The organism is Lysinibacillus sp. YS11 (genome assembly GCF_002896375.1).
GTDB classification, from domain to species: Bacteria; Bacillota; Bacilli; order Bacillales_A; family Planococcaceae; genus Lysinibacillus; species Lysinibacillus capsici.
In genome coordinates this window covers 2,551,860-2,577,745 of record NZ_CP026007.1, presented here as the reverse complement: position 1 = coordinate 2,577,745, position 25,886 = coordinate 2,551,860, and the positions used below count along the sequence as shown (strand labels likewise).

At 35.8% G+C, this 25,886-nt stretch carries 23 protein-coding genes; 10 read left to right on the top strand and 13 right to left on the bottom strand.

Annotated elements, in window-relative coordinates:
• Positions 1 to 2: 2 nt before the first annotated feature.
• Both LBYS11_RS12790 and LBYS11_RS12785 read left to right on the top strand, forming a co-directional pair.
• On the top strand, positions 3 to 1,046 hold the full coding sequence (locus LBYS11_RS12790; RefSeq protein WP_103118284.1) for a phosphotransferase family protein: 1,044 nt from the start codon (positions 3 to 5) through the stop codon (positions 1,044 to 1,046).
• A gap of 291 nt (positions 1,047 to 1,337) precedes the next feature.
• The gene (locus LBYS11_RS12785) at positions 1,338 to 1,553 is read left to right on the top strand and encodes a DUF3955 domain-containing protein (RefSeq protein WP_233731995.1); all 216 of its coding nucleotides are present in this window, start codon (positions 1,338 to 1,340) and stop codon (positions 1,551 to 1,553) included.
• Positions 1,554 to 1,589: 36 nt separating this feature from the next.
• Here the strand turns inward: LBYS11_RS12785 and LBYS11_RS12780 are convergent, their stop codons facing one another.
• Both LBYS11_RS12780 and LBYS11_RS12775 read right to left on the bottom strand, forming a co-directional pair.
• Entirely contained in the window at positions 1,590 to 2,075 is a 486-nt protein-coding gene (locus LBYS11_RS12780) for a tetratricopeptide repeat protein (protein ID WP_103118282.1), read from the bottom strand.
• Between the two features lie 30 nt (positions 2,076 to 2,105).
• A complete protein-coding gene (locus LBYS11_RS12775; RefSeq protein ID WP_103118281.1) occupies positions 2,106 to 2,549 on the bottom strand; it encodes an SMI1/KNR4 family protein in 444 nt (147 codons plus the stop codon).
• 185 nt (positions 2,550 to 2,734) lie between these two features.
• Here LBYS11_RS12775 and LBYS11_RS12770 point away from each other — a divergent pair, with 185 nt between their 5' ends.
• A complete protein-coding gene (locus LBYS11_RS12770; protein ID WP_103118280.1) occupies positions 2,735 to 3,577 on the top strand; it encodes an alpha/beta fold hydrolase in 843 nt (280 codons plus the stop codon).
• Between the two features lie 81 nt (positions 3,578 to 3,658).
• Here LBYS11_RS12770 and LBYS11_RS12765 read toward each other — a convergent pair whose 3' ends face one another.
• The 3 genes from LBYS11_RS12765 to LBYS11_RS12755 form a co-directional block, all read right to left on the bottom strand.
• Positions 3,659 to 4,081 (bottom strand): hypothetical protein, encoded by a 423-nt coding sequence (locus LBYS11_RS12765; protein WP_103118279.1) that lies wholly within the window; start codon positions 4,079 to 4,081, stop codon positions 3,659 to 3,661.
• 142 nt (positions 4,082 to 4,223) lie between these two features.
• Positions 4,224 to 4,799: a GNAT family N-acetyltransferase gene (locus LBYS11_RS12760; protein WP_048392543.1), complete on the bottom strand. Its 576-nt coding sequence runs from the start codon at positions 4,797 to 4,799 to the stop codon at positions 4,224 to 4,226.
• A 16-nt stretch (positions 4,800 to 4,815) separates the two neighbouring features.
• Entirely contained in the window at positions 4,816 to 5,682 is an 867-nt protein-coding gene (locus LBYS11_RS12755) for an AraC family transcriptional regulator (protein WP_199768260.1), read from the bottom strand.
• A 267-nt stretch (positions 5,683 to 5,949) separates the two neighbouring features.
• Between LBYS11_RS12755 and LBYS11_RS12750 the strand changes: the two genes are divergently transcribed.
• Positions 5,950 to 6,705 carry a class I SAM-dependent methyltransferase gene (locus tag LBYS11_RS12750; RefSeq protein ID WP_103118277.1) on the top strand — a complete coding sequence of 252 codons (756 nt, stop codon included), beginning with the start codon at positions 5,950 to 5,952 and terminating at the stop codon, positions 6,703 to 6,705.
• A gap of 47 nt (positions 6,706 to 6,752) precedes the next feature.
• On the opposite strand, the gene LBYS11_RS12745 is transcribed toward LBYS11_RS12750, so the two are convergent.
• On the bottom strand, positions 6,753 to 7,946 hold the full coding sequence (locus tag LBYS11_RS12745; protein ID WP_103118276.1) for a Ger(x)C family spore germination protein: 1,194 nt from the start codon (positions 7,944 to 7,946) through the stop codon (positions 6,753 to 6,755).
• A 122-nt stretch (positions 7,947 to 8,068) separates the two neighbouring features.
• On the opposite strand from LBYS11_RS12745, the gene LBYS11_RS12740 reads away from it, so the two are divergent.
• Positions 8,069 to 8,398, top strand: a complete 330-nt coding sequence (locus tag LBYS11_RS12740) for a VOC family protein (RefSeq protein WP_103118275.1) — start codon at positions 8,069 to 8,071, stop codon at positions 8,396 to 8,398.
• Positions 8,399 to 8,559: 161 nt separating this feature from the next.
• Here LBYS11_RS12740 and LBYS11_RS12735 read toward each other — a convergent pair whose 3' ends face one another.
• Positions 8,560 to 9,474, bottom strand: a complete 915-nt coding sequence (locus tag LBYS11_RS12735; RefSeq protein WP_103118274.1) for a class I SAM-dependent methyltransferase — start codon at positions 9,472 to 9,474, stop codon at positions 8,560 to 8,562.
• Between the two features lie 134 nt (positions 9,475 to 9,608).
• On the opposite strand from LBYS11_RS12735, the gene LBYS11_RS12730 reads away from it, so the two are divergent.
• Positions 9,609 to 10,043, top strand: coding sequence for a hypothetical protein (locus LBYS11_RS12730; protein ID WP_103118273.1), 435 nt, complete (start codon positions 9,609 to 9,611; stop codon positions 10,041 to 10,043).
• 1,380 nt (positions 10,044 to 11,423) lie between these two features.
• Here LBYS11_RS12730 and LBYS11_RS12725 read toward each other — a convergent pair.
• From LBYS11_RS12725 to LBYS11_RS12715, 3 genes are all read right to left on the bottom strand, one after another.
• Complete coding sequence (locus LBYS11_RS12725; protein ID WP_103118272.1) at positions 11,424 to 12,158, bottom strand: class I SAM-dependent methyltransferase; 735 nt, start codon at positions 12,156 to 12,158, stop codon at positions 11,424 to 11,426.
• A 294-nt stretch (positions 12,159 to 12,452) separates the two neighbouring features.
• Positions 12,453 to 12,977, bottom strand: a complete 525-nt coding sequence (locus tag LBYS11_RS12720) for a hypothetical protein (protein WP_103118271.1) — start codon at positions 12,975 to 12,977, stop codon at positions 12,453 to 12,455.
• A gap of 353 nt (positions 12,978 to 13,330) precedes the next feature.
• On the bottom strand, positions 13,331 to 14,644 hold the full coding sequence (locus tag LBYS11_RS12715; RefSeq protein WP_233731993.1) for a VanZ family protein: 1,314 nt from the start codon (positions 14,642 to 14,644) through the stop codon (positions 13,331 to 13,333).
• Positions 14,645 to 15,042: 398 nt separating this feature from the next.
• On the opposite strand from LBYS11_RS12715, the gene LBYS11_RS23280 reads away from it, so the two are divergent.
• Positions 15,043 to 15,204 (top strand): hypothetical protein, encoded by a 162-nt coding sequence (locus LBYS11_RS23280; protein ID WP_199768259.1) that lies wholly within the window; start codon positions 15,043 to 15,045, stop codon positions 15,202 to 15,204.
• Positions 15,205 to 15,667: 463 nt separating this feature from the next.
• Here the strand turns inward: LBYS11_RS23280 and LBYS11_RS12710 are convergent, their stop codons facing one another.
• A complete protein-coding gene (locus LBYS11_RS12710; protein WP_048392558.1) occupies positions 15,668 to 16,129 on the bottom strand; it encodes a DinB family protein in 462 nt (153 codons plus the stop codon).
• A gap of 625 nt (positions 16,130 to 16,754) precedes the next feature.
• Here LBYS11_RS12710 and LBYS11_RS12700 point away from each other — a divergent pair.
• From LBYS11_RS12700 to LBYS11_RS12690, 3 genes are all read left to right on the top strand, one after another.
• Positions 16,755 to 17,264 (top strand): ClbS/DfsB family four-helix bundle protein, encoded by a 510-nt coding sequence (locus tag LBYS11_RS12700; RefSeq protein WP_054550367.1) that lies wholly within the window; start codon positions 16,755 to 16,757, stop codon positions 17,262 to 17,264.
• Between the two features lie 496 nt (positions 17,265 to 17,760).
• Complete coding sequence (locus LBYS11_RS12695; protein ID WP_103118270.1) at positions 17,761 to 19,602, top strand: S-layer homology domain-containing protein; 1,842 nt, start codon at positions 17,761 to 17,763, stop codon at positions 19,600 to 19,602.
• Positions 19,603 to 19,665: 63 nt separating this feature from the next.
• Positions 19,666 to 23,793 carry a chitobiase/beta-hexosaminidase C-terminal domain-containing protein gene (locus tag LBYS11_RS12690; RefSeq protein ID WP_103118269.1) on the top strand — a complete coding sequence of 1,376 codons (4,128 nt, stop codon included), beginning with the start codon at positions 19,666 to 19,668 and terminating at the stop codon, positions 23,791 to 23,793.
• Between the two features lie 58 nt (positions 23,794 to 23,851).
• Here LBYS11_RS12690 and LBYS11_RS12685 read toward each other — a convergent pair whose 3' ends face one another.
• Together LBYS11_RS12685 and LBYS11_RS23685 are read right to left on the bottom strand one after the other, a co-directional pair.
• Complete coding sequence (locus LBYS11_RS12685; protein WP_103118268.1) at positions 23,852 to 25,231, bottom strand: flagellin N-terminal helical domain-containing protein; 1,380 nt, start codon at positions 25,229 to 25,231, stop codon at positions 23,852 to 23,854.
• Positions 25,232 to 25,439: 208 nt separating this feature from the next.
• The gene (locus tag LBYS11_RS23685; protein ID WP_233731989.1) at positions 25,440 to 25,580 is read right to left on the bottom strand and encodes a hypothetical protein; all 141 of its coding nucleotides are present in this window, start codon (positions 25,578 to 25,580) and stop codon (positions 25,440 to 25,442) included.
• Positions 25,581 to 25,886 lie beyond the last annotated feature (306 nt).

The window sequence follows — 25,886 nt, the reverse complement described above, 5'->3', positions numbered from 1 at the left end:
GAATGGATACGATGCAAGTAAGGTCAAGTGAACGTTTGGATGTTGATAAACTACATGCCTTTTTAGAGAGTTATTTCACTGAGCTTCCACAGGGGAAGCTTGAAATAGCACAATTTAGTGCAGGGCATTCCAATTTGACGTATTGTTTAAAAATAGCTGATTTTGAAGCTGTTCTACGTCGTCCTCCGCTTGGACCAGTTGCCAAAAAAGCGCATGATATGAAGCGGGAATTTACGATTTTATCGGCACTGCATCCATTTTTACCATCGGTTCCAAAACCATATGTCTATGTAGAGGATCGAGACATTATCGGTAGTGATTTCTTTTTAATGGAGCGCAAAAAAGGAATCGTCCTTGATACACATTTTCCAAAAGGCACAGAACCAACAGAGGAGCTAGCACGTCAATTGTCCGAACTGATGGTTGATTCTTTAGTTGCATTACATGCTATTCCTTATCAGGACACTCCGTTAAAGGATATCGTGAAGCCTGAGGGATTTCTTGAAAGACAAGTGTATGGCTGGATTGAGCGTTATGAAAATGCGAAAACAGCAGAACATGCAGAAGTAGCGATGTTAACAGAGTGGTTAAAAAACAATCTTCCGTCCAATCATGAGGCAACCATTATTCATTATGATTATAAATTGAATAATGCAATGTTCTCTGAGGACTATACCGAAATGATTGGCCTTTTTGATTGGGAGATGGCAACAGTAGGGGACCCACTTGCTGATGTTGGTGTAGCAATGAGTTATTGGATGCAAGCGGATGACCCGAAGATGCTATTATATGCACTTGGTGAACCACCAGTAACTGTATTACCAGGCTTTTATACCCGACAGCAATTTATTGATCGTTATGCAGAGAAAAGTGGGCGAGATGTGTCAGCTATTCATTATTACTGTACATTTGCTTATTTTAAATTAGCCGTTATTTGTCAGCAAATCTATTATCGCTATGTTCAAGGACAAACGCAGGATGATCGCTTTGCTCAGATGGATAAAATGGTCGCTGCCCTCATACAACAAGCTTCTCAATCAATATGATTTTATGGAAAAACGGTTACTTTTAATAAAGTAGCTGTTTTTTTATAGCCCATTATAACAGATTATCCGACATTAATTTATATAATTATTTATACTAACTCGCACAAAATTTACTCAAAAAACATAATAAATCACGTACAAGAAATTAAAAGAGGAGGGAACGTTTGTTCTTTTAGGCGGGAGTGTTAATCAATAACTATTTATTGTTTTTCGATAAAAAATAATTGACTTGCAATAAAAATAACGCTATCATCAATTACAACAAGGATTTAACAAATGGAGGAAGAAATAATGGGGAAATATTTACTTGCCACAATTCCGATGATCATGGGGATCGTATGTTTATTTATAAAAGGCCTTATAGGAGATGAAATACTAGCAGATGGTACGATAGTAGAGAAAAACTTCTTTTTAATTCCAATGAGCTATTTATTTTTCTTTAGCGGTATACTTACATTCTTGATTATGGCGTTATCTTCTACATTCAAAAAGCAATCTTCCATATAATAATGCTAAAAACAGGCTCTAAATAGGGCCTGTTTTTTATAACCATGTTTGATCTAGCTTATCACTGTAGTAGTGAATAGCTTTTTTATAATCTTGAATGCCTTGATGATTGGCTGTGCGTAATATCGTGTTCAATAATGTTTCCATTGATTTTGCATGTTCGCCAAGATTATAGAGTGTCATGGCATAGAAGACCTTGATATGCTCAGCCTTGGGGAACTCTTGAATGGCTTGTTCAAAGATCCGTTTTGCTTGCTCGTATTGTCCTATAGTCCGATAGGTGCTCCCTAAACCAAGATAGGCATCCACTAAAACTTCTGGTTCTAGCCCCAACTTTATCGCTTCTTCGTAGTGCGGAACAGCCTCTTTTTCCTGCCCTAAAGAATCAAATGTCCAAGCACATTGAAAGTGATAATAAGCATTTTGAGGCTGTTCCTTGACCAGTGCCACCATACATTGATTTGCTTCCTCAAGCTGTCCGTTTTTTCTTAATGTAAGTATGTGTTCTAATTGTTTGTCCATTATATTTAACCTCTTCTTTACTTAAGTAACTTACCATTCATAAAAACAATCTTCTATCAGCAACTCAAATGAATCAGCTATTCGCTTAATTTCTCCACAATCATGATCGCAAATAAAAACATGGCCTGATGGATCGATGAAAATGGGATTACCCCCACCATCCATTGAAATAACATAGCTCGTTTCTAAAACATTTGGAGATAAGAACTCTTTATATTGTTGACGGAAATCCAGTGTTAAATCGACAACGGTTTCGTTTCCTAGACTTGAGCCGTTAGAAAAAGCATGGATTGCTATACCTGCATATGCCCCACCAAACGTTTTAATGAACGCTACGTAGTCGCTGTGAAATTGTACATGAAGTTGTTGCTGTGCCTCTATTATTTCCCTTTGACTTGCAGGTTTACCCACTAACGTTTGATGCTTCTCATTAAATAAAAATAACCGCAAACGCTTTATTAGATCTTCCTTCATAGACATTCTCCTTTTATTCAGTATACACGATCCTTCATTGCTAGGAATCTGTGGGAATGATATTGTTAATGTAAATAATAACATCTACTGGGGTGATAGAATGCTAGAGCGTTCAATGGAAAAAACACGGGAAAACCAAGAGGGAAGGGAGTGATGATACAAAAATAGAAAAGAGGATTAAGAAAATGACATATCAAAAACTTATGTGTGATGGATTTGAATTAAACTATTGTATAAAGGGGCAAGGCCAACCAATTTTAGTGGTGGGGAGTAGTGTTTATTATCCACGTCTGTTCTCAGAAGACTTTTATCAACATTTCCAGGTGATTTTTTTAGATCATCGAGGTTTTGGTAAGCCAGCTCAAGCATTTACGCAAGAAGATTACACATTAAACAAAATAGTGAAGGATATGGAGTATGCGAGACAAATCCTACAGCTAGATAATTTAATAGTTTTAGGACATTCAGGACATGCATTTATGGCAATGGCGTATGCCACAGCTTATCCCCAGCATGTTCAAAAACTCGTACTCTTAAATACAGCAACATCGAATAGTCAAGAAAGACAGCAACAAAGCTTGTCTTATTTTGAGGCACATGCAAGTATGGAGCGTAAACATCAATTTGCGCACGAAATAGCCTTATTGGAACAGGATCTAAAGAAGGAGCCTGAACGACGCTTTGTTCATATGTGTATTCGTATGGGGGCGCATAGTTTTTATGATTTTATGTTCAATGCTACCTCTATGTGGGATAACGTTCATCCGAATATGGAAATTATTGATTATCTATGGGGAGTAGCTTTTGCGGAGCAGAACCTTTTACAACAAATGCTACAAGTTAACAAGCCAATTTTTTTAGGTCTAGGCAGGTATGATTATTTAGTAGCCCCTATTTCATTATGGGATGCAGTAGATCATATTCCCTATGTAAAGAAAGTCATTTTTGAAAAAAGTGGTCATAATCCTATGTTTGAAGAGCCTGTATTTTTTAATGAACAACTAATTCAATGGATAAACGAGGGGTAGTCGAATGGCTGGTTATGCTTGTATAGCAATTAACCAGCCTATTTTAATAATAAAAAGAGAAAAGCCAAAGTATCAACTACCTCAACAAGTTTTACGTATTGCATCAATGTTTTGACAGTCCATAATGACAGTCCGTGCCATATCATCGATTTGAAGGAAGTACCCGCAGCAGCTTTGCGGAATAAGATAAATAAAGTATATTCCTAGAAATTGGCTGCCATCTGAGAGGTATACATCTACTAAAGTCCCTGGTTCAAAACATTCTAAGTGACTACAAATACAGCTTTGACAATGCTTTTCAATTTGATTTTGTTTCTGATATTTTTTTTCAAATTGGGGACTATTATAATATTTTATTTTATAAGAATCTTCCTCAATAATAGGATGATCTACGCTGGGAGAGTGACCAAAGTAAACATTCTTTGAGTCACAATAGCATTTAGAAAATTTATGATAATTGTTAAATTCCCAATTCATTCGTGTTAAATATCTGTTTCCATCCATTTCTAAAACGCTCCTTTATGATTACAATGTCATGCTAGCATGAGTCATCTATTTCTAGTCTATGTTAAAGAGCCCTTTAGGAGATGGTAAAATGTCCATTTATCTGTACAATATAAGAAAAGACTAAACTAATTAGTAGAGTTTAGTCTTTCAAGTTGTAATCGCCTTTCAATAAGCCATATATCTCTAAATCAACAACACCCTTACCAGACCATAATGAAGCTTGTCTCAAAAGACCTTCTTTTAAAAATCCATTTTTTAACAGAACCTTTTTCGAGGGTTCATTTAAAGGCATGACTTCTGCCTGTATTCGATTAACATTTACCTCTTCCAATAAAAATTTTACGATTGTTGCAACTGCCTCTGATGCAATGCCTTTTCCCCAGGATGCTTCAGCTAAATAGTAACCGATTGTTACCATATCTACTTTTTGATTAAAGTCCATCGCTTCGATAATCCCTACTAGTTTTTCACGCTGTGATATTTCGAAGATCCCCCATTTAATCCTGCTTTTCTTCGTATAATCACGTTCAAAATGGCCAATCATTTTTTGAACGGTTTGAAGGTTATGTTTTGGGATGATGCCACAATACTCAAATACCTTGTCATTATCATAAATAGCAAATAGCTCTTGTATATGTGAGTCTTCAATTTTTTTAAATTGTAAATTAGCTGAATGTAGGGTAGGGAACTGCTTAAATACTTTCTCAATAATCATCGACCTTGCTCCTTTATTATTCTTTAATGGGAATGTAGATTTTCATTTTCATCTCCTGTGGATAGATCGATTGCATGACATCCGTTATTTCAAAATCAGGACCTGTATCGCGCTCATAATTAGAATTCGGCAACCATACTCCGTAAATGAAACGTCTTGTATTTTGAATTCCTTCCGCAGTACCATTCAATGTAAATTCTGCATATTTACCAGCAGGAATTTCAAGGTGGGTGAAGCCTTTCTCTAATTGCTCCTCAAAGATTTCGACTTCCTCTCCTACAATAAAAGAAAACCGGCCATCCTCCTGAAAGTTTGTAGAAATGCCATACGCCATATTAGGGGCTACCTTATGGGAGATTCGTTCATAATATTGCTGCTGACCAAAATCCAAATAAAAGCTAGGGATTTCTGCATAGTATTGTTCGTCTTGTAAGGACGTTTTGTATTCATAGCCTGTAATACGTTTTTTAGATAAGTGAAGTATTTCCGGTCGCTGCATAGGGAGTTCTCCTTCCAGTTTATAATCCAAAAAGTTTATTTTGGTTTGAAATGGTATGGAGTTGGCTCCTTTTCGGTATTTAGCAGGTGTGACACCAAAATACTGAACAAATGCCCGTGTAAATGCCTCCTGAGAACCATATTGAAAGTTGATTGCAATCTCAAGTATATTCTGCGTTGTTGTTGCTAATAAGGAAGCTGCTTCAGAAAGCCTCCTGTTGCGAATATACTGCTGCACAGAAAAACCTGTAATGGCTTGGAAAAGGCGTTGGAAATGAAATGCTGAAAAGTAAGACTGAGAAGAAATATCTGTAATCGTTAACTTTTCACGTAGGTTTTTCTCAATAAACTCTATGGCGTTTTGAATTCTTTCAAAATAATCCATACCATCATCCTTTCTTAACTCAATGGTACCGTTTAATGGGAAGGGTTTTTTGATAATTTGTGCTAATTTGTACATTAAATTGTAATGTATAGGAAATCAATAGAAACATTGATTAAAACAACAAATAAATGTATAATTTAACTAAATTTACAAGAAAGTGAGTGATAGATGATGATAGTCAGCTCTGTTTTCCCATTGAATATAATTAAGGTGCGGGAGAATAAATAGATTAGTTGATTTCTTCCGCAAACAATCGGAGGAGAATATATGTACAAAAATTACGGACCGTTAAGCACAGCACTTTATGATTTTACGAAACCAGTTGGATACTCGCTTGGTGGAGATATTGAATATTATCTAGAACGACTGCAAGGTGTAAAGGGGAAGATTCTAGAAGCAGGGGTTGGTTCTGGACGTTTCTATATTCCTTTTATGGAAAAAGGCTTTGATATAGAGGGAATGGATCATTCCCCAGAAATGCTAGCATCCTGTCGAAAAAGATGCCAAGAACGCGGATTGACGCCAGTGCTGTATGAAGGGAATGTTTGCCAATTTACCTTATGTCAACAATACGAAGCCATTGTTATGCCTACAGGCTCATTTTGTTTAATTGAAAATCATCAAGAAGCACTATCAGCTTTAACCTCTATGTATCAGCACCTTGTCCCTGGTGGGAGACTCCTCGTAGATTTATTACTTCCTACAGACTGGAAAACAGGAGAAATTACGACATCTTACCATCAAATTTCACAAGATGAAGGAATTGCCCTTGAAAGAAAATCGATTACCATGAATTGGGTGGAGCAATATACGCTGATGGTTTTAAAATATGAGAAGTGGCAACAAGGCACATTAAGTGATACGGAACTACAAAAGTTTTTATTACGCTGGTATGGAATTGAAGAATTTAAGCTTCTATTACAAAGTGTTGGCTTTTCTGCAATAACTTGTTCTGCGAATTATAAGTTCCTTCAACAACCAACTGAAGAAACGTCACTCATAACGTTTGAAGCGGTACGTTAATTAAAATGACCAGTACTCAATAAAAGAGTACTGGTCATTTTTACGAATTAGTCAAGCTTTAATTTTGTTGCAGTTCCTACTCCTTTTGTATGCACATTGACTTCAATTTGAACTTCAAGATTAGGGTAGAGGGTTTGCCAGTTCTTTTTAATTCGATTCCATGCTCGATAGTCCTCTCGGTGTAATACATTACTAAATTTTAATAAATCGGCTTGATAGGTTTGTTGAATTGTTTGAAGCGTACGTTCTAATCGTTCCTTGATTTGTTTGCTCGTTTCTTTATTTAAAGCATCGATGGTTTTTGATTTTGTTAAATCCAAAGAGCAACTTACCTCTGCAACGTTTTGCTCAATATCAAGTTTAATGGAAATCGAGGGTACATCATTTTGAAAATGACCCGTCATTTTAGTAGAAGAATTAATAATTTCTGTTGAGATTTTCCCTTCTTCAGGACAAGCAATAATTTCAAATGTACTTTTTATATTATTATTTAAAAAATTATAGTCTCTGCTTTCTTGTTCTGATAAATAGCCGATGAGCTTATAATTTTTAAAAATAGCCAGTCCACCATATTTTAATTGTGCAGGGCTATCAATTTTTTCTATATTCGAGTTAAAATCTCCAGCATCTGCATCACCGTATATATGAATAGAGGGTAAGACGGCACTATGATCAATACTGCCTAACGATTGAATTAAATCATCAAGAATAACAGATTCTGTTGTGCCCAATACTGCTTCAGAAACCTTTAATGATTTAAACATTTTGCTAGCAGGCACATCCTCTAAAGGGGTTAAAACACTTAATATTTCTTGTGCAGTCGAATCATGAGAAACAATAAAGTTAAAATCACTTCGTCCTTCTGGGTCTCTTTGAAATAAATCTAAAATGCTATTCATACCTTCCTCTGCCATTTCTTCACCAATAATAATAATTTGGGCATGCGCATAATAAGGCTTTCTAGGTGTTAGCGCTGTTAATTTTCGAATGGCATCAAATAATGATTTACCTTTTGCATGGTGGGTAAAAACAGGGACTTGAATGCCAGATGCTTTGTTCGAAGCCACTTGACTTGGATTAACAATCTGAACAGAAATTTCGAATTGCTCGTCCGATTTATCCACACCAACAGCCGTAACAATAGCTAGTTCGTTTAACTCCCGCTTATTCCAGCATCCACCTAGTAAAAGAAGTACTGACAGCAATAGGATGAATGATACCTTGTGTTTAATGGTGGACACCTCCTCCAGGAAAAGAAGACATTTCGGATACTATTAAGGATAAGCAAAAGACAGGCAAAATAATCAATAATGAAAATCTCAATGAATCTTTTTGAAGGAGAATAAAATGAAGAAAACAAACTGTGAAATGGAGGGCTAAATGGTATGAGGAAATACTCGGATTTAAGCTTCAATATATAGAAGAGGGCGCAGCAGTTATGAAAATCACTGAACAATCCCCCACGGTCATTTGCTTAGTAAAAGCTAAGGAGCATCAGCCATGTCATTTTCCAGACAATCACTTTGGTGTGGGGAAATATGTGAACTTCCTCTCTCAAAATATTGAAGAGACCTATTTATTTCTAGTGGATCATCATGTTCAGGTCGAGGCTTTAGAAGGAGAAGGGGACACCAAATTTTTTACCTTCTATGACCCTGATGGGAATCCTTTAGGTGTTTGTCAATCATTATAAGCGGGTCACTGCGTTAACAGTGACCCTAGTAACAAATCTAGGAGGTGTAAGGCTAATTAGCTTTACACTACTATAGTATACTAATTCTCTATATTGAAATAGTTAATTGCCTGGGTAATAAAAAGAAAATTTAGAATTTTATAAAATCGAATGGGATGGACCTATTTTTTAACAATATGCATGTAATGGATAGTTTCAAAAGCACATAAGTAATCTGTTCGATTTTGAAAATACAGCTCTTGAATCGCTGTAGGAGATAGATGTTCATATATAAGCAAACCTAATCGATCTAGCATCCTCTCCATGTCCTCATAAGCATAGCATGATTTCATTGGTTCACCACCAACTGCGGCCATTTTGACCATGTTTTCCACTCTATTGGAGAGTCCTTTTTCCGTGAAGAGTGTTTCATCACCATAATCCAAAACAATGGAACTACCTGATGGAACTAAGGCAAATAGATGATTGAGTAAACTTGCTAATTCATCTTTTGTTAAATAATAGGACACACCTAACAGACTAAAAAATGTTTTTTTAGATTGAAAGCCTTGCTCTGAAAATAATTGAGATTGAAATTGCTTTGTAAAATCCATCGGTACAAAATGCAGATAATTCAAGAGGGGGAGAGAAGCTTCCTGTAATCTTTTCATTTTTGATTCCTGTGTTGTGGGATAATCCACCTCAAAAATTTCCAGCATGGTTTGTCCTTGCTCCTGACGATAGGGAAAAGTATCAAAGCCAGCACCTAAGATGACATATTGCTCGACACCAAGCTGTATTTCGCTATGCAAGACCCTTTCACAATAAGCAGCACGTGCCAAAGGAGTCGGTGAGAGTTGAACTTGTGTTATCCATTTTATTAATTCCTTTGAATCGTCTTTAAATTTTGTAGCGATATCTTTATTAAAAAATTCAATGCCTTGTATCAAATTAGCTTGGATATTTTGATATTCTTCTTGTGAAATCAATTCTTTGGCTATATAATCATCAAAAATTTTCGGCGTATCAAATTGGCTATGGTAGACTCTACTAAAGGCAGCAACTAATGAAGTGATACTAGATTCCTGTTGATTCATACCAACACTCCTTAACAAAAAATAGGATTCCCCTGGCCAGGAGAATCCTATTATATATAATATTTATTGAAATGTAAATTTTAGCATAAAAACATTTTTTTGTCAAGTTTTAGGTACTGAGAAAGAGGAGTAATATGAAAAAATTTAAAATAGGCTTATCTTTACTCTTAGCAGTAATTGTTAGTGTTATGCTCATTACATGGAAAGATCAAAGCTATTCTGCTATTGATCTATTAGAAAATGCTAATTTTCATGTGGAAAATTCCACTGTTACGCTACATCGTATAGATACAGATACAGAAGCTATCTTTTCTGAAATGAAAATATCAAAAGAAACACAGCAAGAATTGATACAGTCTTTTCAACAGGCAACATTCAAAAAAACAGCCATAAAAACTATTGATTACGATTACCGAATGACAATTTCACTCAGTACAAGCTACCCGATGTTCATTGATTCTAAAAATAAAATATTGGTTCTCCTTAACACAAATGAAAGCTTTGAACTGATAAAAGATCACGCTTTTTTTAGTCTTTTAGAAAAAGCAATGGAAGATTCACAGAATTAGTTAGTATCCAACACAAGCTAAATAAGTAGGGATACAGCATAGATCTTCCCTGTGAATTATGTAGATGAACCAACTGGGAATGGTGAATTTCACACCTCCTTTTATAGTGACCATTCTGATGAAGAACTCGGTATCTGATATGAGGTAAAAATAAAGGCACACAACAATTTAACTGGAGTGTCACGGCTTCGGAAGGGAAAATATGGGCTAAAGGTAGAGTAGCTGCTGAAGGATAAATATCTTTACTGGAAAAAGAAGCCTATATAAGTCAGAGGAGCGTGTGCTATAGATGGAGCTGACGGCGTGTTTGATTTGCCATTTAATTAGTAGAGTAAAAAATTTTTAAGAATGTGTAACTTTTTAAAACATCAGCCGTCTAACTCATCAGTAGAATACAAAGAACTAAAGCAAACTAGTAACATTCACTTTTCACAAAAGGGCCAGGATTCACATTTTTTCGTGTTTCCTGGTCTTTTTGTGGTGGTAGTCCTATAATTTAACGAAAAAATAAAGAATTTATGAAACCTTTAGCCTGTTCATTCGTATTGTAATTTGAATCTAAAGCTAGACAAGATTTAGTAAGATTCACTTTCACTTAAAAGACTAGAGCTTACATCATCATGTGAGAGTCTAGTCTTTTTTGTATGGTTGTTCAGATATTGTTCATTATAATATGTTAATCTGTGAATGAAGATATTTCATAGTCTTCAACCTAAACGCAAAATGGCCAGTTCTCTTTAAAAGAGTGACTGGTCTTTTTGTTTAATGTTCCTTTACAGACGTGTTTCTTCAGCATATTTTATGAATAGCACGAAAAAGTTAGTAACTTCACCTATCATAGTTAAAACCATAGAGACCTGTATGGTTGTAACAGCCATGTCTTGCTTTCCCATCACCAAGCGAGAATGATGAAGTGGATTTCACCCTTTCAGCAGAAATTTTTCAGTTAGAGCAGGGAGAGCATTGTTATCAATTTCAGTTTGTAGAAACATACTTTAAATTATGTGAAAATAGCAAACAGTCACCCACCCATACATTGGGGCTGTCATTGGTAAATGACCCTGTGTCATGAGCTACGTTCAGTCATTTTCATTATTTCTTATTTTAATGAAACTAAGAAAGACTTAAAATTTGATAGAATGATTTATTTTCTCGAAAAAGCATTAATTCCCCCTAAAATCCTATTGGAAAATATTTTAACTTGTTCAGCGCCTCAAGTTGTCGTAGTATTATAACGAATCAAAACTAAGTAAGTTAGTAAGATTCACTTTCACAATAAAACCAGGTGCTCCCCAAAAGAGAGCATCTGGTTTTTTGTTTATATACGATATAGCTGTATACTTAGCGATACCCGATCCATATTGCCTAAGCACACAGTGATTATTTTTTCTCAGCTACAATGATTAAAAACATAGGTCTCCGTAGTTCATCTTGCATGTCCGGAATATTTTTTAGCATTTCCTCTGAAGGCATAGGTTCCTTCACCGCACTTATCGTAAATCCAGCTTGTATTAAGACATTCATATAAGTAGACAGTGTGCGATGGTATTTAATAACATTTTCGGTAAGGAAGGTCGTTTCTCGAATGCCTTCTGTCTGATAATGATCAACTGCCCAATGCAGGCGGTTGCCATTCTCATCGTAGACCCAATCTTGTTCATTGCGTGATGTGTATATAGGATGCTCTACAGAGAAGACAAATGAACCATTAGGTTTTAGATAAGCATAAACCTTCTTACAAAGTGCTTCGAAGGATTGTACATAGTGAATCGCTAATGAACTAATTACTACATCAAATTGAGAAGCGGAGAAATGGATATCTTCGATCGGCATCTTTAAATAGGTAATAAAAGGATCATTCGTTTTTTCCTGCGCTTTTTGCAGCATTTTTTCTGATAAATCCACACCAATTACTGATTTTGCCTGTTGTTCACGGGCATAGCGACAATGCCAGCCGAAGCCACAGCCTAGATCAAGTACGGTCTTATCCTGGAAATCTGGAAGAAGTGCTTTTAATACGTGCCATTCACCTGCCGCGTCTAGTCCTTGAACAGAACGTGGCATTTTTTCATATTCGGAAAAGAAATTGATTTCATCATATTTATTTTGTTTCATGTATAGAACACTCCTATCAATTAAGTTCGCCCCCTAAATCTACTGACAACCTAGGAGGCTAGCTATCTTCTTCTAACCATTGTTCCACCTCATGTAACTATTTTTTTTACTATAACACATGATCATTCAGGCGTACCTAAAAAATAGGAGAAGAACAGACTTGGCGTCACTTGATTATGAGTAAGAAATAAATAATAAGTATTAGAGGAAGCTGAATACACTCCTCGTCAAATCAAAAAGATCCCATCTCTAAAATTTAGAGATGAGAGCTAATGTCCTTTATATACTTTTAATCTAACCACTCAATTGAACAATCGTTAAGGAGCGGTTAGCATAACTAGCGACGAAGGAATCTGAAGCTGCACTGGCTCCCACCAAATCCCCTGCGGCTAATGTAGCTTGGACCACATAGGCCGAGCTACTTCTATTGACAACATTAAAGACTGCAATGCCGTTTAGAAAAATCGGTTGACCATTGACGGTAATGCTAACTGTGAAAAATGGTTGATCAGGATCAGGGGCTGCTGTTGCTTGCGCATTAATCGAAATGGTGATTTGATAGACACCGTCATTTTGAACGACCAATTCATTCCCAGATGGGCTAACCGTAACATTTGATAGCGCACCAACCACTTGGAAAGTGACGGGTGTTGGATCAGGTGATAAAGGGCCCAATGTATCTCCTCTAAGGGATCCGTACGCTAAAACACTTCGATCTGGTGAAGGGACAGGAACAACAGGACCAGGAAGTGCAACAATTTTTGGAAAATATTTCATTTCATTTGGACAACAGTTCTGACATGTATGTTTACCGAACATTCTCTAACCCTCCTCTATGCTCTCAATATAAATATTATATTCAACTCTCTTATCTTTAATTGAACGGACACCTAGGCTACAGATTAGATAAAATCTAAAAACACTAGTATTTTTAAGTAGTTATTTGTTGATGGTGTCCATTTTGTTAGAAGTATTCCAAAGTTTGAGATGTTATTTCAACTCATATAAAAAGAAAGCCCAGTATCAAGTCTGGGCTTTCCTTAGTTAGCGGTATCAAAAAAGCTACTTTCTCGCCTGAATCAAGGTGAACCAACTTTTTCCATTTAATGTACCAGAAACTCTGTATATGGGTTGATAGAAATCTTTTGTATCATACATATACGAGAGCTCTATTAAATCGACAGTAAGCTGATCGCCTTTTTTATCGACAGTTCTTCTTCTGTTACGAGTGCATTATATTTTATCTGTGGAAATTTGCCATTTTTAATTCGCTCATACACCTCTGCAGGTGACAAAATATTTACTTCACGGATCAATTGATGCTCATGAATATTATACGATAATGAATACAAACTACCATCTGGCTTCAAACCGAGCTCTACCTCACCAAGCCAATAATCTTGGTTCAATTCAGCTTGGTCAGGAAGCGTCCATTCAAATACGCCATTATCCAAAGCTGTAAACTCCCCATCTTTAGGAAGGAGAGAAAGCTTATCCATCATACTCTTTGCCTTCTTCACAAGTGTCTCTTGCACAGCTAAGGAAGGTTGCACGGGCGTATAAAGATCGTCTGTTAGCGACCAATTTCCCTCTGAATTAATAAATAGCGTATACGAGTTCTCGGCTTTATCTTTCAATAAGAGCTCACGATCACCACTAATATCCTGCCGACTTAACTCTGATAAATCAAATTTCTTTTGCAACAAAGTCTCAACTTCATCTGTATGAATTATTTTTTTATACACGGGGGCAACGGTAGATGCTGTATGTAAATCTAATGAGGTTGTTACATCAACATCCGACATATTTGATTTTGTGTAGGCATTAATTGCTAAATGACCAAATTCCTGTTGAGCGTAGACAATCATCATGCCAATAAAAATCAAACCCATCATGAGAGGAATGGCTAGGTTACCGATCAAACTTTTCATTTTTATTTTTTTATGCTGAACAATGGAAGATCCTAGTCTATAGAACTGGTATCCAATAATCCCACCAAGCGAGTTGTTGATTAAGTCATCAAGCTCGAAAATCCCTGCTCCTGTAAGTGTTTGATACGTTTCAATGGATAAGGTTGCCATCACCACTACAGGAAGAAGCCATTTAAACAATTTAAATTTAGAGAAAAGTAAAGGTAAGAAAATGCCTAGTGGCACAAACATTAAAATGTTAAAAATACAATTTTGAAGATCACGTAACGAGTATTTCTTCCATGCATCTATATAGCCACTAAATGGTTGTAGATTCATTTGCATGAAATGGGAAGAACCACGCCCAAAAATCGTTAGTTCACACACAAATACAATATAGCCGATAAAGAGTGCTACAAGTATCAGTTGCTTAAAGTTTATTTTTTTTCGATTTGACTGATGTTTTTTATGATAGAGGAAATAATAAAGTCCAATAAGTAAGAACTCAGCACCAACTATAAGGATGACTGGCAACATTAAAATTCGAATGTTATTCATAATATCTGTAACGCCCAAGACAAGATGCTCCTAACTATGTTAATCTATTGTCGACTTTTCTTATTGTAAATGGTAATTATTAATAATTATTGAGAAAAATTATGAAGATTTCTTAAGATTTTGTAGCATACCTAATTGAGGGAAAATGCTTTTATTTTCCGTGAAAAAGGGGAGGAACAGTCTAGGGATTATCAACAAAGTTTGTGAAAATTGCACGTTTAGAGGCAAAGATAAACCTTGCTGTTTCGATTTATCAGCATAATTTTATGGGCAATAAAGTATAGGTAGGCGTTTTTTATAAGACTTCCGTTGTATTGTCTTGTCAGTCCTTGTAATCAAAATTGACATAAACAATTGTCAGAAAATATCAATATACCCTATAATAAATAAAAAAGCTGAGAATAAGAGGTGAACTTATGGGGAAACCAGTAGATTACAATCTATTTCCGGGTTATCAAAACACACTTGACTCCAGACTTGATGAACGTAAAGAAGAATTTATTGAGGAACTAGAAAGAGCAAAAATTGATGGACATATACTTGAATTTGAGAAAGCACCAGAAGAATTGCCCCAATAGTAAGAGCAAAGCATCTTGAAAAAAGATGCTTTTTTCTTTTGTTTGGAGCTTGTTTATATGTATAAATTGGGCTTTTCACTGCAAGGAGCTCTTCCTTTTTAAGCGATAATAATTGAGAGAAATGTCAATAATCAATAGGATGTAGAGTACACTAAATACATTTAAAATTAACGAAGGCAGAGGGAAAATGACCTCTCTAATCAATATTAACCAAATAGTGGTTGATACTAAAACAATCGCATCCAATAAAATAACCATAGTATGTTTGTAAGCTTTAAAAATAAAATTAAATACAACTAGCCTTACTATAAGTGGCGTTGTTAAGAAAAATGAATAGATCTGTGTAATTTCTTCAAGGCTCACATGCATCTCCCTTTGGTGTTATTTGAGTTAAATAAGCGGCAGCACATAAAAATAGGACTATTAACAGTAGTCCTATTTTAAGAGTATAGCATATAAATGTCTATTTTTCCATTTTACGTAAATAGGCGAGCTGTCCAATATGATAGGCATTATGGGTAGCGGCATTAGATATGATGGCCCACCATTGCGCCTTCACAGGGAACCCATTTACGATAGATAAAAGTTGCTCTTCCTCAATTAATTCTTGCCACGTAAGTAGGATATGTAATAACTTTTCTTTTAATTCATAGAAAGTTACCTCCTCTTTAACTAGAAACGTATTCGCATTATTTGTTTGCGAAGGAGCCTTCACTTGATTTTCTCGATACCGTATTTGCCAAATTTCATTCCAGTAGATTAGATGCTGGACAATTTCAGCCATACTATGGCTAGAAGAATCGGGTTTCCAAAAGGCTTCTGCTTCAGATAACCCTTCTACGACTTCAGAAAATGAGATATACCAACTTGGGTCATTTGCATTAGCTAAAAGTTGATCTAACAAAATGGTCTTCGCCTCCATCATTCACGTTCCTTTCTTCAAAGTAATTTATTGAATAGTATAACATTTTAAGTTTTAATATACCGATAAAATAGTAGTTCTGACTAGCTTTTATGAATGCAACAATAAAAAAGCTGCAGCTTATTAGAGCTACAGCAAATATAGATGCGGATTTTAACACTAGTTAAAACAGGCAAATCAGCTTCTATTTTCAGCTTTTTCCGATTCTTCTTTTTTACTTCTGAGTAGTAATGCCATGAATAAGAAACTGGCCACCCAAAAGGCAAAGAATAAATTTTCTAGCAAAGCCCAATGACCATTTTTAATATAATTCCAAATGGTTGTAAATAAAAAAATAATGATGAAGAATGCGATATATAAGCATTTTCCGAATGTAGTCACTTCAAGCACCTCTATTATTAATCATCACACATAAGAAAAGAAGAACGTAATAAAACCCTCTGTTTCACTCGTTATGGGTAATACACTCAAGGTTAGTGTGTGTAAATTTTGGTTACTTATACATCCACCGAAAAAATAGAAGGTAACACTTACCATATAACAACTTTTTTAAAAAAAATTTCAAAATTAGCGTATTCGCGTTATGTTAGACTGAACTTAAGAAATAGGTGGAAGGGACGGAAATAGAGTGAGACAGTATGCCAACAAAGAAGAATTGATTAGTACGATTAACGAAAAGTATAAAAAATATATTGCCGAATTTCATGATATACCAGAAATCTTGAAAAACAAACGGATTAAAGAAGTTGATAAAACGCCGTCTGAAAATCTTTCTTATCAACTTGGTTGGATAAATCTTTTGCTTCACTGGGAGCAAAAAGAACAAAAGGGCGAAGAAGTACATACACCTGCAGAAGGCTATAAATGGAATAATCTAAGTGGATTGTATAACTCTTTTTATAAACAATACGGAGAGTACTCTTTGAAGGAACAACAATCAATGCTTAATGAAGCTGTCAATCATTTATGTGAGTGGTTAAATACCCTTTCAGAAAAGGAATTATTTGAAGTTGATCAAAGACGATGGGCAAAAACACAAGCTAATTGGCCTGTTTGGAAATGGGTTCATATTAACTCAGTTGCTCCATTTACAAATTTCAGAACCAAAATTCGTAAATGGAAGAAGATGAACCTTTAAAAGATTAGATGTTCCTTACTATTTGACTTTAGCCTTCCACAAATGGAGGGCTTTTTATTATCCACTATGACAACAAGTGCGATGGGTTATGGTACGTTTTACTGTATCTCGATGCTTCCTATGAAGGAGGTGGAAGGGAATCAGTCAAGCAACAATCTTTCAGCGAGCTGCTATTATGGTGTCATGTCAGTCCTTCTCTACAAAAGTAGTGAAGTTTTTTTATGCCGCCGGAACTGAGCTGGTACATTAGCTCATACGAAAATGTAATTACATAATATAAAACTACTATTCGAATGACTATTGTAAAAGATAAATATGTACTATTTTACATAGAATTTAGAATATTCATATTAAATAACAAAGTATTTATTATTTTTCTGTTAAAATTATTATGTTAAACAATATTTTGGTATTGTTTGATAATTACCAGTAATTTTGTTAAGAGGATTTAAAACTTATCTTTACTAAACAGGAATAGGGAGGGATTACTCAAAGTATGAGTAAATGGGGAAAATCCAAGTATTTAAACGCATTAACAGCTTCAGCGGTAGTGGTAGCACCTATTACATCTGAAGCCAGTAGTTTTAAGGATGTTCAGCGAACGCATCCATTTTATGAAGAAATTAAAAATTTAAATAATCGTGGGATTATTAAGGGATTTAAAGATGGGACATTTAAACCCGAACAAAACTTAACGCGTGGTCAAGCCGCTAAAATTATTGCAGGTGTTTTAGAACTGGATACATCAAATGTGAGCAATCCAAACTTTAAAGATATTCCTACTAATCATCTATATTTTGGTGCAATTGCTGCCTTAAGGCAAGAGGGAATTATTGATGGCTATGAAGATGGTACATTTCGTCAGCATGAATTTATTCAACGTAACCATGTAGCAAAAATTTTAGCGAATGCTTTTAAATTAAAAGCTTCTAATACGAATTCATTACCATTCACTGATGTGCGTGTAGAATACAAAGATGCGATTACTGCTTTATATGAAAACAACGTAACGACAGGTAAGACAGCTACCTTATTTGATGGATCTTCAAATGTAACACGTGGTCAAATGGCGGCATTTATTACTCGTTCAGAAGGTATTGTTAATCCTCCTACTCAACCTTCTCAAAGTGTAACGTTTAAAGTTGAGGAATATACAGCAAATGAATTAGCTATTCATGGTAAGACTTATTTATTTGGTGATTCAGTAAAGTCAATTTTTACAGCTGAAAACAAAACCGCACTAACAGGGGCAAAAATTACAGCTACTATCGAAAATGGGACCATAACAAAAGTAAATACGATTGTTTTAAATCAGACAGATCCAGAAAAAAAGGAAGTTGTATTTAATACAAATGCAACGCTCGATTCTATTACGATTAATGCAGATAATATGACGGTTAAAAATGTAACGGTTACAGGAAATGTAATTATAACTTCAAATGTTAAAACTAAAATTGAATTTGATGGTGTCACACTTGCAGGCGATTTAATTATAGCCAATCCGAGTGATGAGGCAATGGCTTCTTTAGAAAGCGAAAAGCAACGTACACCTGTATTGAAAATTAAAAATTCGCGAGCTGGAAAAGTACAAGTTAAGCGTAACTTTTCCATAGTGTCAGACACGACGATTCCAGAACTTATCATAACAGGTAACATATCCGCTATAAGTATTGATGGAGCAGCAACGAAGGTAATAATTGAATCTACGGCAAAGCTGAATATGACTGGGAATGTAAAGTTTGAACAATTATTGCTTCCAGTAGCAGTAAAATTATTATTGAACGTGGATGGTGTAATGAATGATTTAACGGTGTTAAATGCTGATACTCGACTCACAATTAGTTCAGGTTTACGCATTAATAACTTAACAATTCCTGCAGGCTCTACAGTAACAAATATTATTACTAACTTTACCTCCGTTGCTTCCCAAATTAAAGCAATTATTGGAGGCTCTTCGCCAAGTACGGGGGGCTCAGACACAGGGGGAGGAAATGTGACGCCTGATCCGGTTATCCCACCAGAAAAAGGGAATGAATTTCATGTAAAGAATGCTGAGGAATTAAAACAAGCACTAAATAAAGCTAAAGTAGGAGACTTAATTAAGTTAACAGCTCCAGTGACTGCAGATGTAACGCTAACAGATTTAGTAGTAATAGATTTGAATGGTCATACCTTGAATGGGAATGTAACGCTAACTGCACCAACAGCTTCAGGGAGGTACTCTTTAATGCCATCTGGTAGTACAGGTACTATTTCGGGGGATTTAATCATTTTTGCACCGAATGTAACCCTCTCTTTAGATGGGTTAACCGTTGTAGGGAACACAGTAATTGAATAATAACTTCCATGTAAAACCTAAGGAAAAGATTATTTTAGACTAAAATCATAAGGAGCTAAGCGAATGAAGAAATATGAATGTAATGTCGTTACCAAAATAGCGTTATCATTTTTACTTGTAATCTCTATGATTTCACCTTACTTCACAGTTGTAAAGGCCGAAACGACAGAAGCAATTGGAGTGGGGGAAGCGGTCAATCAATTTGATCCAACCGCAGTAAAGAGTAATGTTACTGTAGAGGGATATATAGTAGGGTTTGCTAAAAGTGAAACTTCATATTCTGTGATAGCAGATAGTGACACAAATATTGCGATTGCTGATACACCAGATGAAACAGATGTCACGAAAATGCTGTATATTCAATTACCAAGCTCCTATAGAGCCAATTTTGGATTATTTACTAACCCAAGTAATCTCGGGAAAAAAGTTAGAATAACAGGTTCACTGGAAAAATATTTTGGCAACCATGCAGGGCTAAAATCACCAACTTCAATGGAGTTTGTTGGGGACGATACTACTGAACCAAATCCTCCCGAGACAGCAACAATTGCCGAAGCTCGTGCAGCTGTTGGAACAGACCGCACAGTTCAAATTCAAGGGACGGTTACGACATTACCTGGTAGCTGGGGAGGCAAGGCCTTCTATGTACAGGATGAGACAGCAGGGGTATATGTCTTCTCTAGTTCTGCAGAAGCAGGGAGCTTAGCTGTTGGAGATATTGTCGGCATCACAGGGAAAACTAGTTTATATAGTGGAGAAGTTCAATTTAATTCACCGACAATTGAACGGATTTCTACAGGGACGGCACCTACACCGCAGACAGTAAATTTACCGATTGCGGATGATAGCACACAAGGAAGATTAATCACACTTGAAAATGTGAAGATTAAAGATTTAGCGCCATCTGGTACGTATGGTACATTTGAATTTAAAGCAGTCGATGCAGCAAATAACGAGCTGTTAATTCGCCATGATAACCGTACAGGCTATCAGTTCTCTCAGTTTGAAGCAGATGGTTTCAATAACAATGATGTCATCACAGTGACAGGGATTGCGTCAATTTTTAACGGGACATATCAATTAAAAACGTTAAGCGCGGAAAGCTTCCAATTAGTATCAAACTATGAGCCAACACAAGTAGAGAATATTAAGGCTTTACCAGCAACAGGCGAAGTTTATGCAGGAACGAAAGTAACATTATCTACAAATACCCCAAATGCAACCATCTATTACACAATCGATGGTTCTGAACCGTCAGTAGCTAGTGAGGTTTATGATGCAGCAGCGGGGATTGTTATAAATGAAGCCATGACTATAAAAGCATTTGCTACTGCAACAGGCCTAGACGATAGTGACATTGCATCCTTTAATTATACGGTTAAAGAAGAGCCAACTGTTATATCCATTACGGAAGCTCGTAATAAAGAAATCGGGCAAACTGTTATCGTATCAGGGATCGTGACAGCAAAATTAGAAACGGCTACAGCGCACATTCAAGATGAAGATGGGGCGGCGATAGCCATTTATCCTGTGGATAGTCTTGCCGCAAATGTCGGTGATCGAGTGACGGTGCAAGGACGAGTAGATGAATATAGCGGTCTAAAGCAATTAACGAATATTTCACTTGTTGGTATGCCTGTTCCTTCGACAATACCAGAGCCACATCTTATTAAAAGTAATGAGGTTGCGGAAGACAATGAATCGAAACTAGTTACAATTAAAAATGTTACCGTTACTGGTTCGGGTCAAAACTTTACAGGTACTGACGAAGTAGGCCCATTTGCTATTTACGATAAAACAAGAGATTCTGGTTTAGTGAGTGGAAAAACGTATGGGGAAATTACAGGGATTGTTGGTCAATATACAAACCATCAATTGCTCCCTCTTCGCGTTATTGAAGATGTAACAAAGGTGCAGGATATCAAAGCTTCTCACGTCGGGGGCGTAACAGCTGGCACGAAAGTCTCCCTTTCTACAATGACTGAAGGAGCAACGATTTATTACACAGTGGATGGCTCAACGCCAACAACAGCTAGTGCAAAGTATACAGAGGAAATCCTTGTTAATAAACCAATGACGCTTAAAGCGATTGCAGTGAAAGAAGGTTTAACGAACAGTGCAATTGCTACATTTGTTTATGAAATTATTGATACTAAAAATGCCAAGATTAGCGATATTCAAGGGGCAAGCCATAAATCACCATATGTCGATTTAACAGTAAATGATGTGGCAGGAATTGTAACATTCGTTTTAAATTCAACTAGCTTTATTATGCAAGAAAACGAGTCGTCATTTGATGGCGTAAAATCAACTGCTATCAAAGTAAATAAGACAGGACATAATGTAGCAGTAGGGGACGTTATTAACGTTTCAGGAAATGTAGTTGAGGCGGGTGGCAACTCTCGATTGACAGATACACAAATTGCAGCAACAAATATTACAAAAACAGGTACAGCAGGAACTCCAGAAGCCCTTGTGATAGGGGAGGATCTGTTGCCACCAAATAAAATTATCGATAATGATAGTTTTGCAATTTTTGACCCACAAGAAGATGGCATCGATTTTTGGGAATCTATCGAGTATATGCTGGTATCATTCCCAGAAGCGAGAGTAATAGGACCGATTTATAATAATGATTCTCCAATTGTTGTACCGAGCACAACTAATAATACATTCAATGTGAATGGTGGTTTAAATATAGCGGCCGATGATTATAACCCAGAAAAAATTATGCTTGAAGGGGTAGCAGGGAAAAACTATGATTCAGGTGATCGTTTTAATGATGCCCTTATCGGATTTGTAGAGAATTTTACAGATGGCTATCGACTGAACACAAATAAAGTCTTCCCAGAAGTGACAAAAGCGAATCTTCAGCAAGAAGTGACTCATCTTGAACCAGTAGCGGACAAGTTAAATGTCGCTTCCTATAATATCGAAAACTTTTCAAATAATCCTGCCAATACATCAAACGAAAAAGTAGCCAGAATAGCAGCGACATTTGTGAATAATATGAAATCACCAGATATTATTACATTAGTCGAAGTTCAAGATAATGATGGACAAACCGATTCAGGAAATGCAGATGCATCGGAAAGCTACATGCGATTAATTCATGCAATTAAAGCTGCGGGTGGTCCTGCGTATGATTGGATTGATGTCATGCCAATTAACAATACAGTAGGTGGTGCACCTGGCGGTAATATTCGTGTAGGTTACCTATATAATCCAGAACGTGTTTCATTAGTGTCAGGTATAAAAGGGATGGGTGACCAAACCAATACGTGGACAGCAGATGGAAGCCTCGCTTTAAATCCTGGCTTTGTTGATCCATCAAAATTTGTAGATACACGAAAACCAATTGCAGCCGAATTTGAATTCCAGAAAGAACGTGTAGTGATTATCGGAGCTCACCTAAATTCTAAAGGTGGAGATGGTTCACTTTGGGGACCAACTCAGCCACCAGTGCTAGAATCAGTAAAGAAACGTATTCAGCTTGCTCAAGCCATCAATGATTTTATCGATGAAGGACTTGCCATTAATCCAGATTTAAATATCATTGTAGCAGGGGACATGAATGACTTTGAATTCACACCAGCTCTTCAAACGTTAAAGGGTGATGTTTTAACGAATATGATAGATAAGGCCCCGGAGCAAGATCGTTTTACGTACTTCTTCCAAGGAAACAATCAAGTGTTGGATCATATTTTAGTTTCGAATAAGCTTGCTGACGTTACAGAAATTGACTTGATTCATATAAATGCGAACTTTACAGAAGCACAAGGCCGTGCATCAGATCATGACCCAGTATTAGTTCAAATTGATTTGAAAGCAGACAATGAGGAAATACCAACACCAATAACACCTGAAAATGTATACAATTTTGATAACTACAAAACAGGTAAACTGATCATGAATCGCCCAAGCATTTCGCTGTCGTTAGGGAAAAATACGAATATTAAAAATGGAATTGCGGTATTTAGTCAATATGCTGAATTCCATGGGGAAGGATTTGCGGATAAAACAGTAACGATTAGTCCAAAAAAAGGAAATGCGATTATTGACTTTAAAGGTACGAAAATTGGTGAAATTATTATCGAAGGAAAAAATGTAAAAGAAATACGAAATTTACCTGATGGAGCGACCATTACGTATACTAAAGGGGCTTCGGCAGAGGAAATTGAATTTAAGTAGTATCTAAAAAACAATCCAGCACTAGTCTATATTGATTTGGTGCTGGGTTGTTTGCTAATTAACCTAATATGTTCAGAATTCCCTGGCTCATTTGATTAATTTGCGCCATCATCGATTGAGATGATTGCAAAAGAACTTGATCTTTTTTCAATTTAGACGTTTCTTTTGCTATATCCGAATCACGTAAAGTTGATTCAGCTTTCATTAAGTTTTCTTCAGCGTTTTTAACGTTATTGTAGGCATGTTCAAACATATTTTGATATGCACCTATAGTTGATCTTGCAGATGACACTCTCTTAATTGCATTTTCAATAATAGTAATTGCTGAATTTGCATTCTCTTGAGAATTAACAGATAGAGGATCGATATTTAGTTGCTCTACCGTTACGTTAGGTATTAATACTTTAACACTTTGTCCAGTATTACTCCCTACTTGTATATCTAAATGTAAGAACAAATCTTTTTCTTTCCCTGGTTCACCAAAAACATTAAGTTCAAACACTCCACTACCATTACTTGGCCAATTCAAACCATAATTCTCAGGTCTAAAATCGTATATATATAATTTTCCACCATCAGAAGCTAACTGTGAAAAGTGCTTTACAAAATTTGTTGCGCCATTTGGTAGAGTATTCGAATTAGGTGGAGTTGGATCATATACGAATCCTGGCTGACCATAGGCTGTTTCAATTATCTTGTTGACTAAATCAGTCCCGTTTGTAATTGTACTCACATCCACTTCCATTACCGGATTAGAATCATTTAATCTTGATGTATCTGGATTACCATTTACAAATTTAATACTATAGGCTTGATTACAAGTACAACAAGTATAGTTAACTCCTTCTCCATTTAACTTAGCTACATCACTAGCTGAGTTAATATTGCTAAAATCAATAATAGCGCTAGCATAATCAATTGAATTATATGTATATTTATCCGTTATTCCACCACTAGTTGTAACTTGTTGAACATATTGAGCTAAAGAACCAGATGTTATACTATTTCCATTTTTATCTTTCGTTCCAGCAAGCAAAACCATACCATTAAATTCCGTATTAGAGGCAATATCACTTAGTCCTTTTATGATTTGGTCCACCTCTTGTTGAACCTTTTGCCTATCGCCATCTGTTAAAGTATCATTTGAAGCTTGCACTGCAAGTTCTCTAAGTCGCTGTAGATTAGGATCTAACATATTTGCTAAGGCTCCATCAGCTGTGTTAATTAAAGACAATCCATCTTGAATGTTCTCCCCAGCTTGATTCAACCCTCGAATTTGCGCACGCATTTTTTCACTAATAGTTAAACCGGCAGCATCGTCAGCAGCTTGATTGATTTTATAGCCTGAAGAAAGTTTATTTAATGTTTTATTAATTTCCGAATTTGTTTGGTTATATCGATTTTGTGTAAACAAGCCTTGATTGTATTGAATCCGCATTTTCTAGCCCCTTTAAATATCTGTATTAGTAAAATAATACTGCAAAATTCTACTATAGTCCATTAATTTGTGTGTAATTAGTTTTATTGTGTTAGGAAAATAGTCATTAATTATTCTAGGTTGATTTAATCGAATAATATCATTTCAAATGAATTTGGCTGAAGCGAAAATTTTATTGTTAAAATGCACTTCAACTAAATAAACGCAACTAATTACTCAATAACATGGCGTCAATAATAACTGCAATAATGAGTAGAACTACAATACCCCAAACGAATTTTTCAGCTGCGCGTATGTTTTCTTCGTTTGTGACTTTGTTTTGGACTTCCTTTCGTACTCTCTCTGACACTTCTCTCTTTTTTCTCGTTAAAGTATCTTCAAAAATCGTATTACAATATTCACATTTTACAAATACTAAACCATCTCTATATACTTTCTTAAAAGGGTTACTGGCTAAACAATTAGGACAATTATTCATTTGTATTCACCTCAATATATCTATCTACTATTTACCATTTTAGGAAAATTAACATGTTTTGTACATAAAAATAAAAATCGGTAATCGATTTAATAGCAGACTATTTAACCTTCTTTATGGAAGTACCTGTAAAAATAGGACAGATATATTAAACTGTGCAGTAATAGTATCAGTATG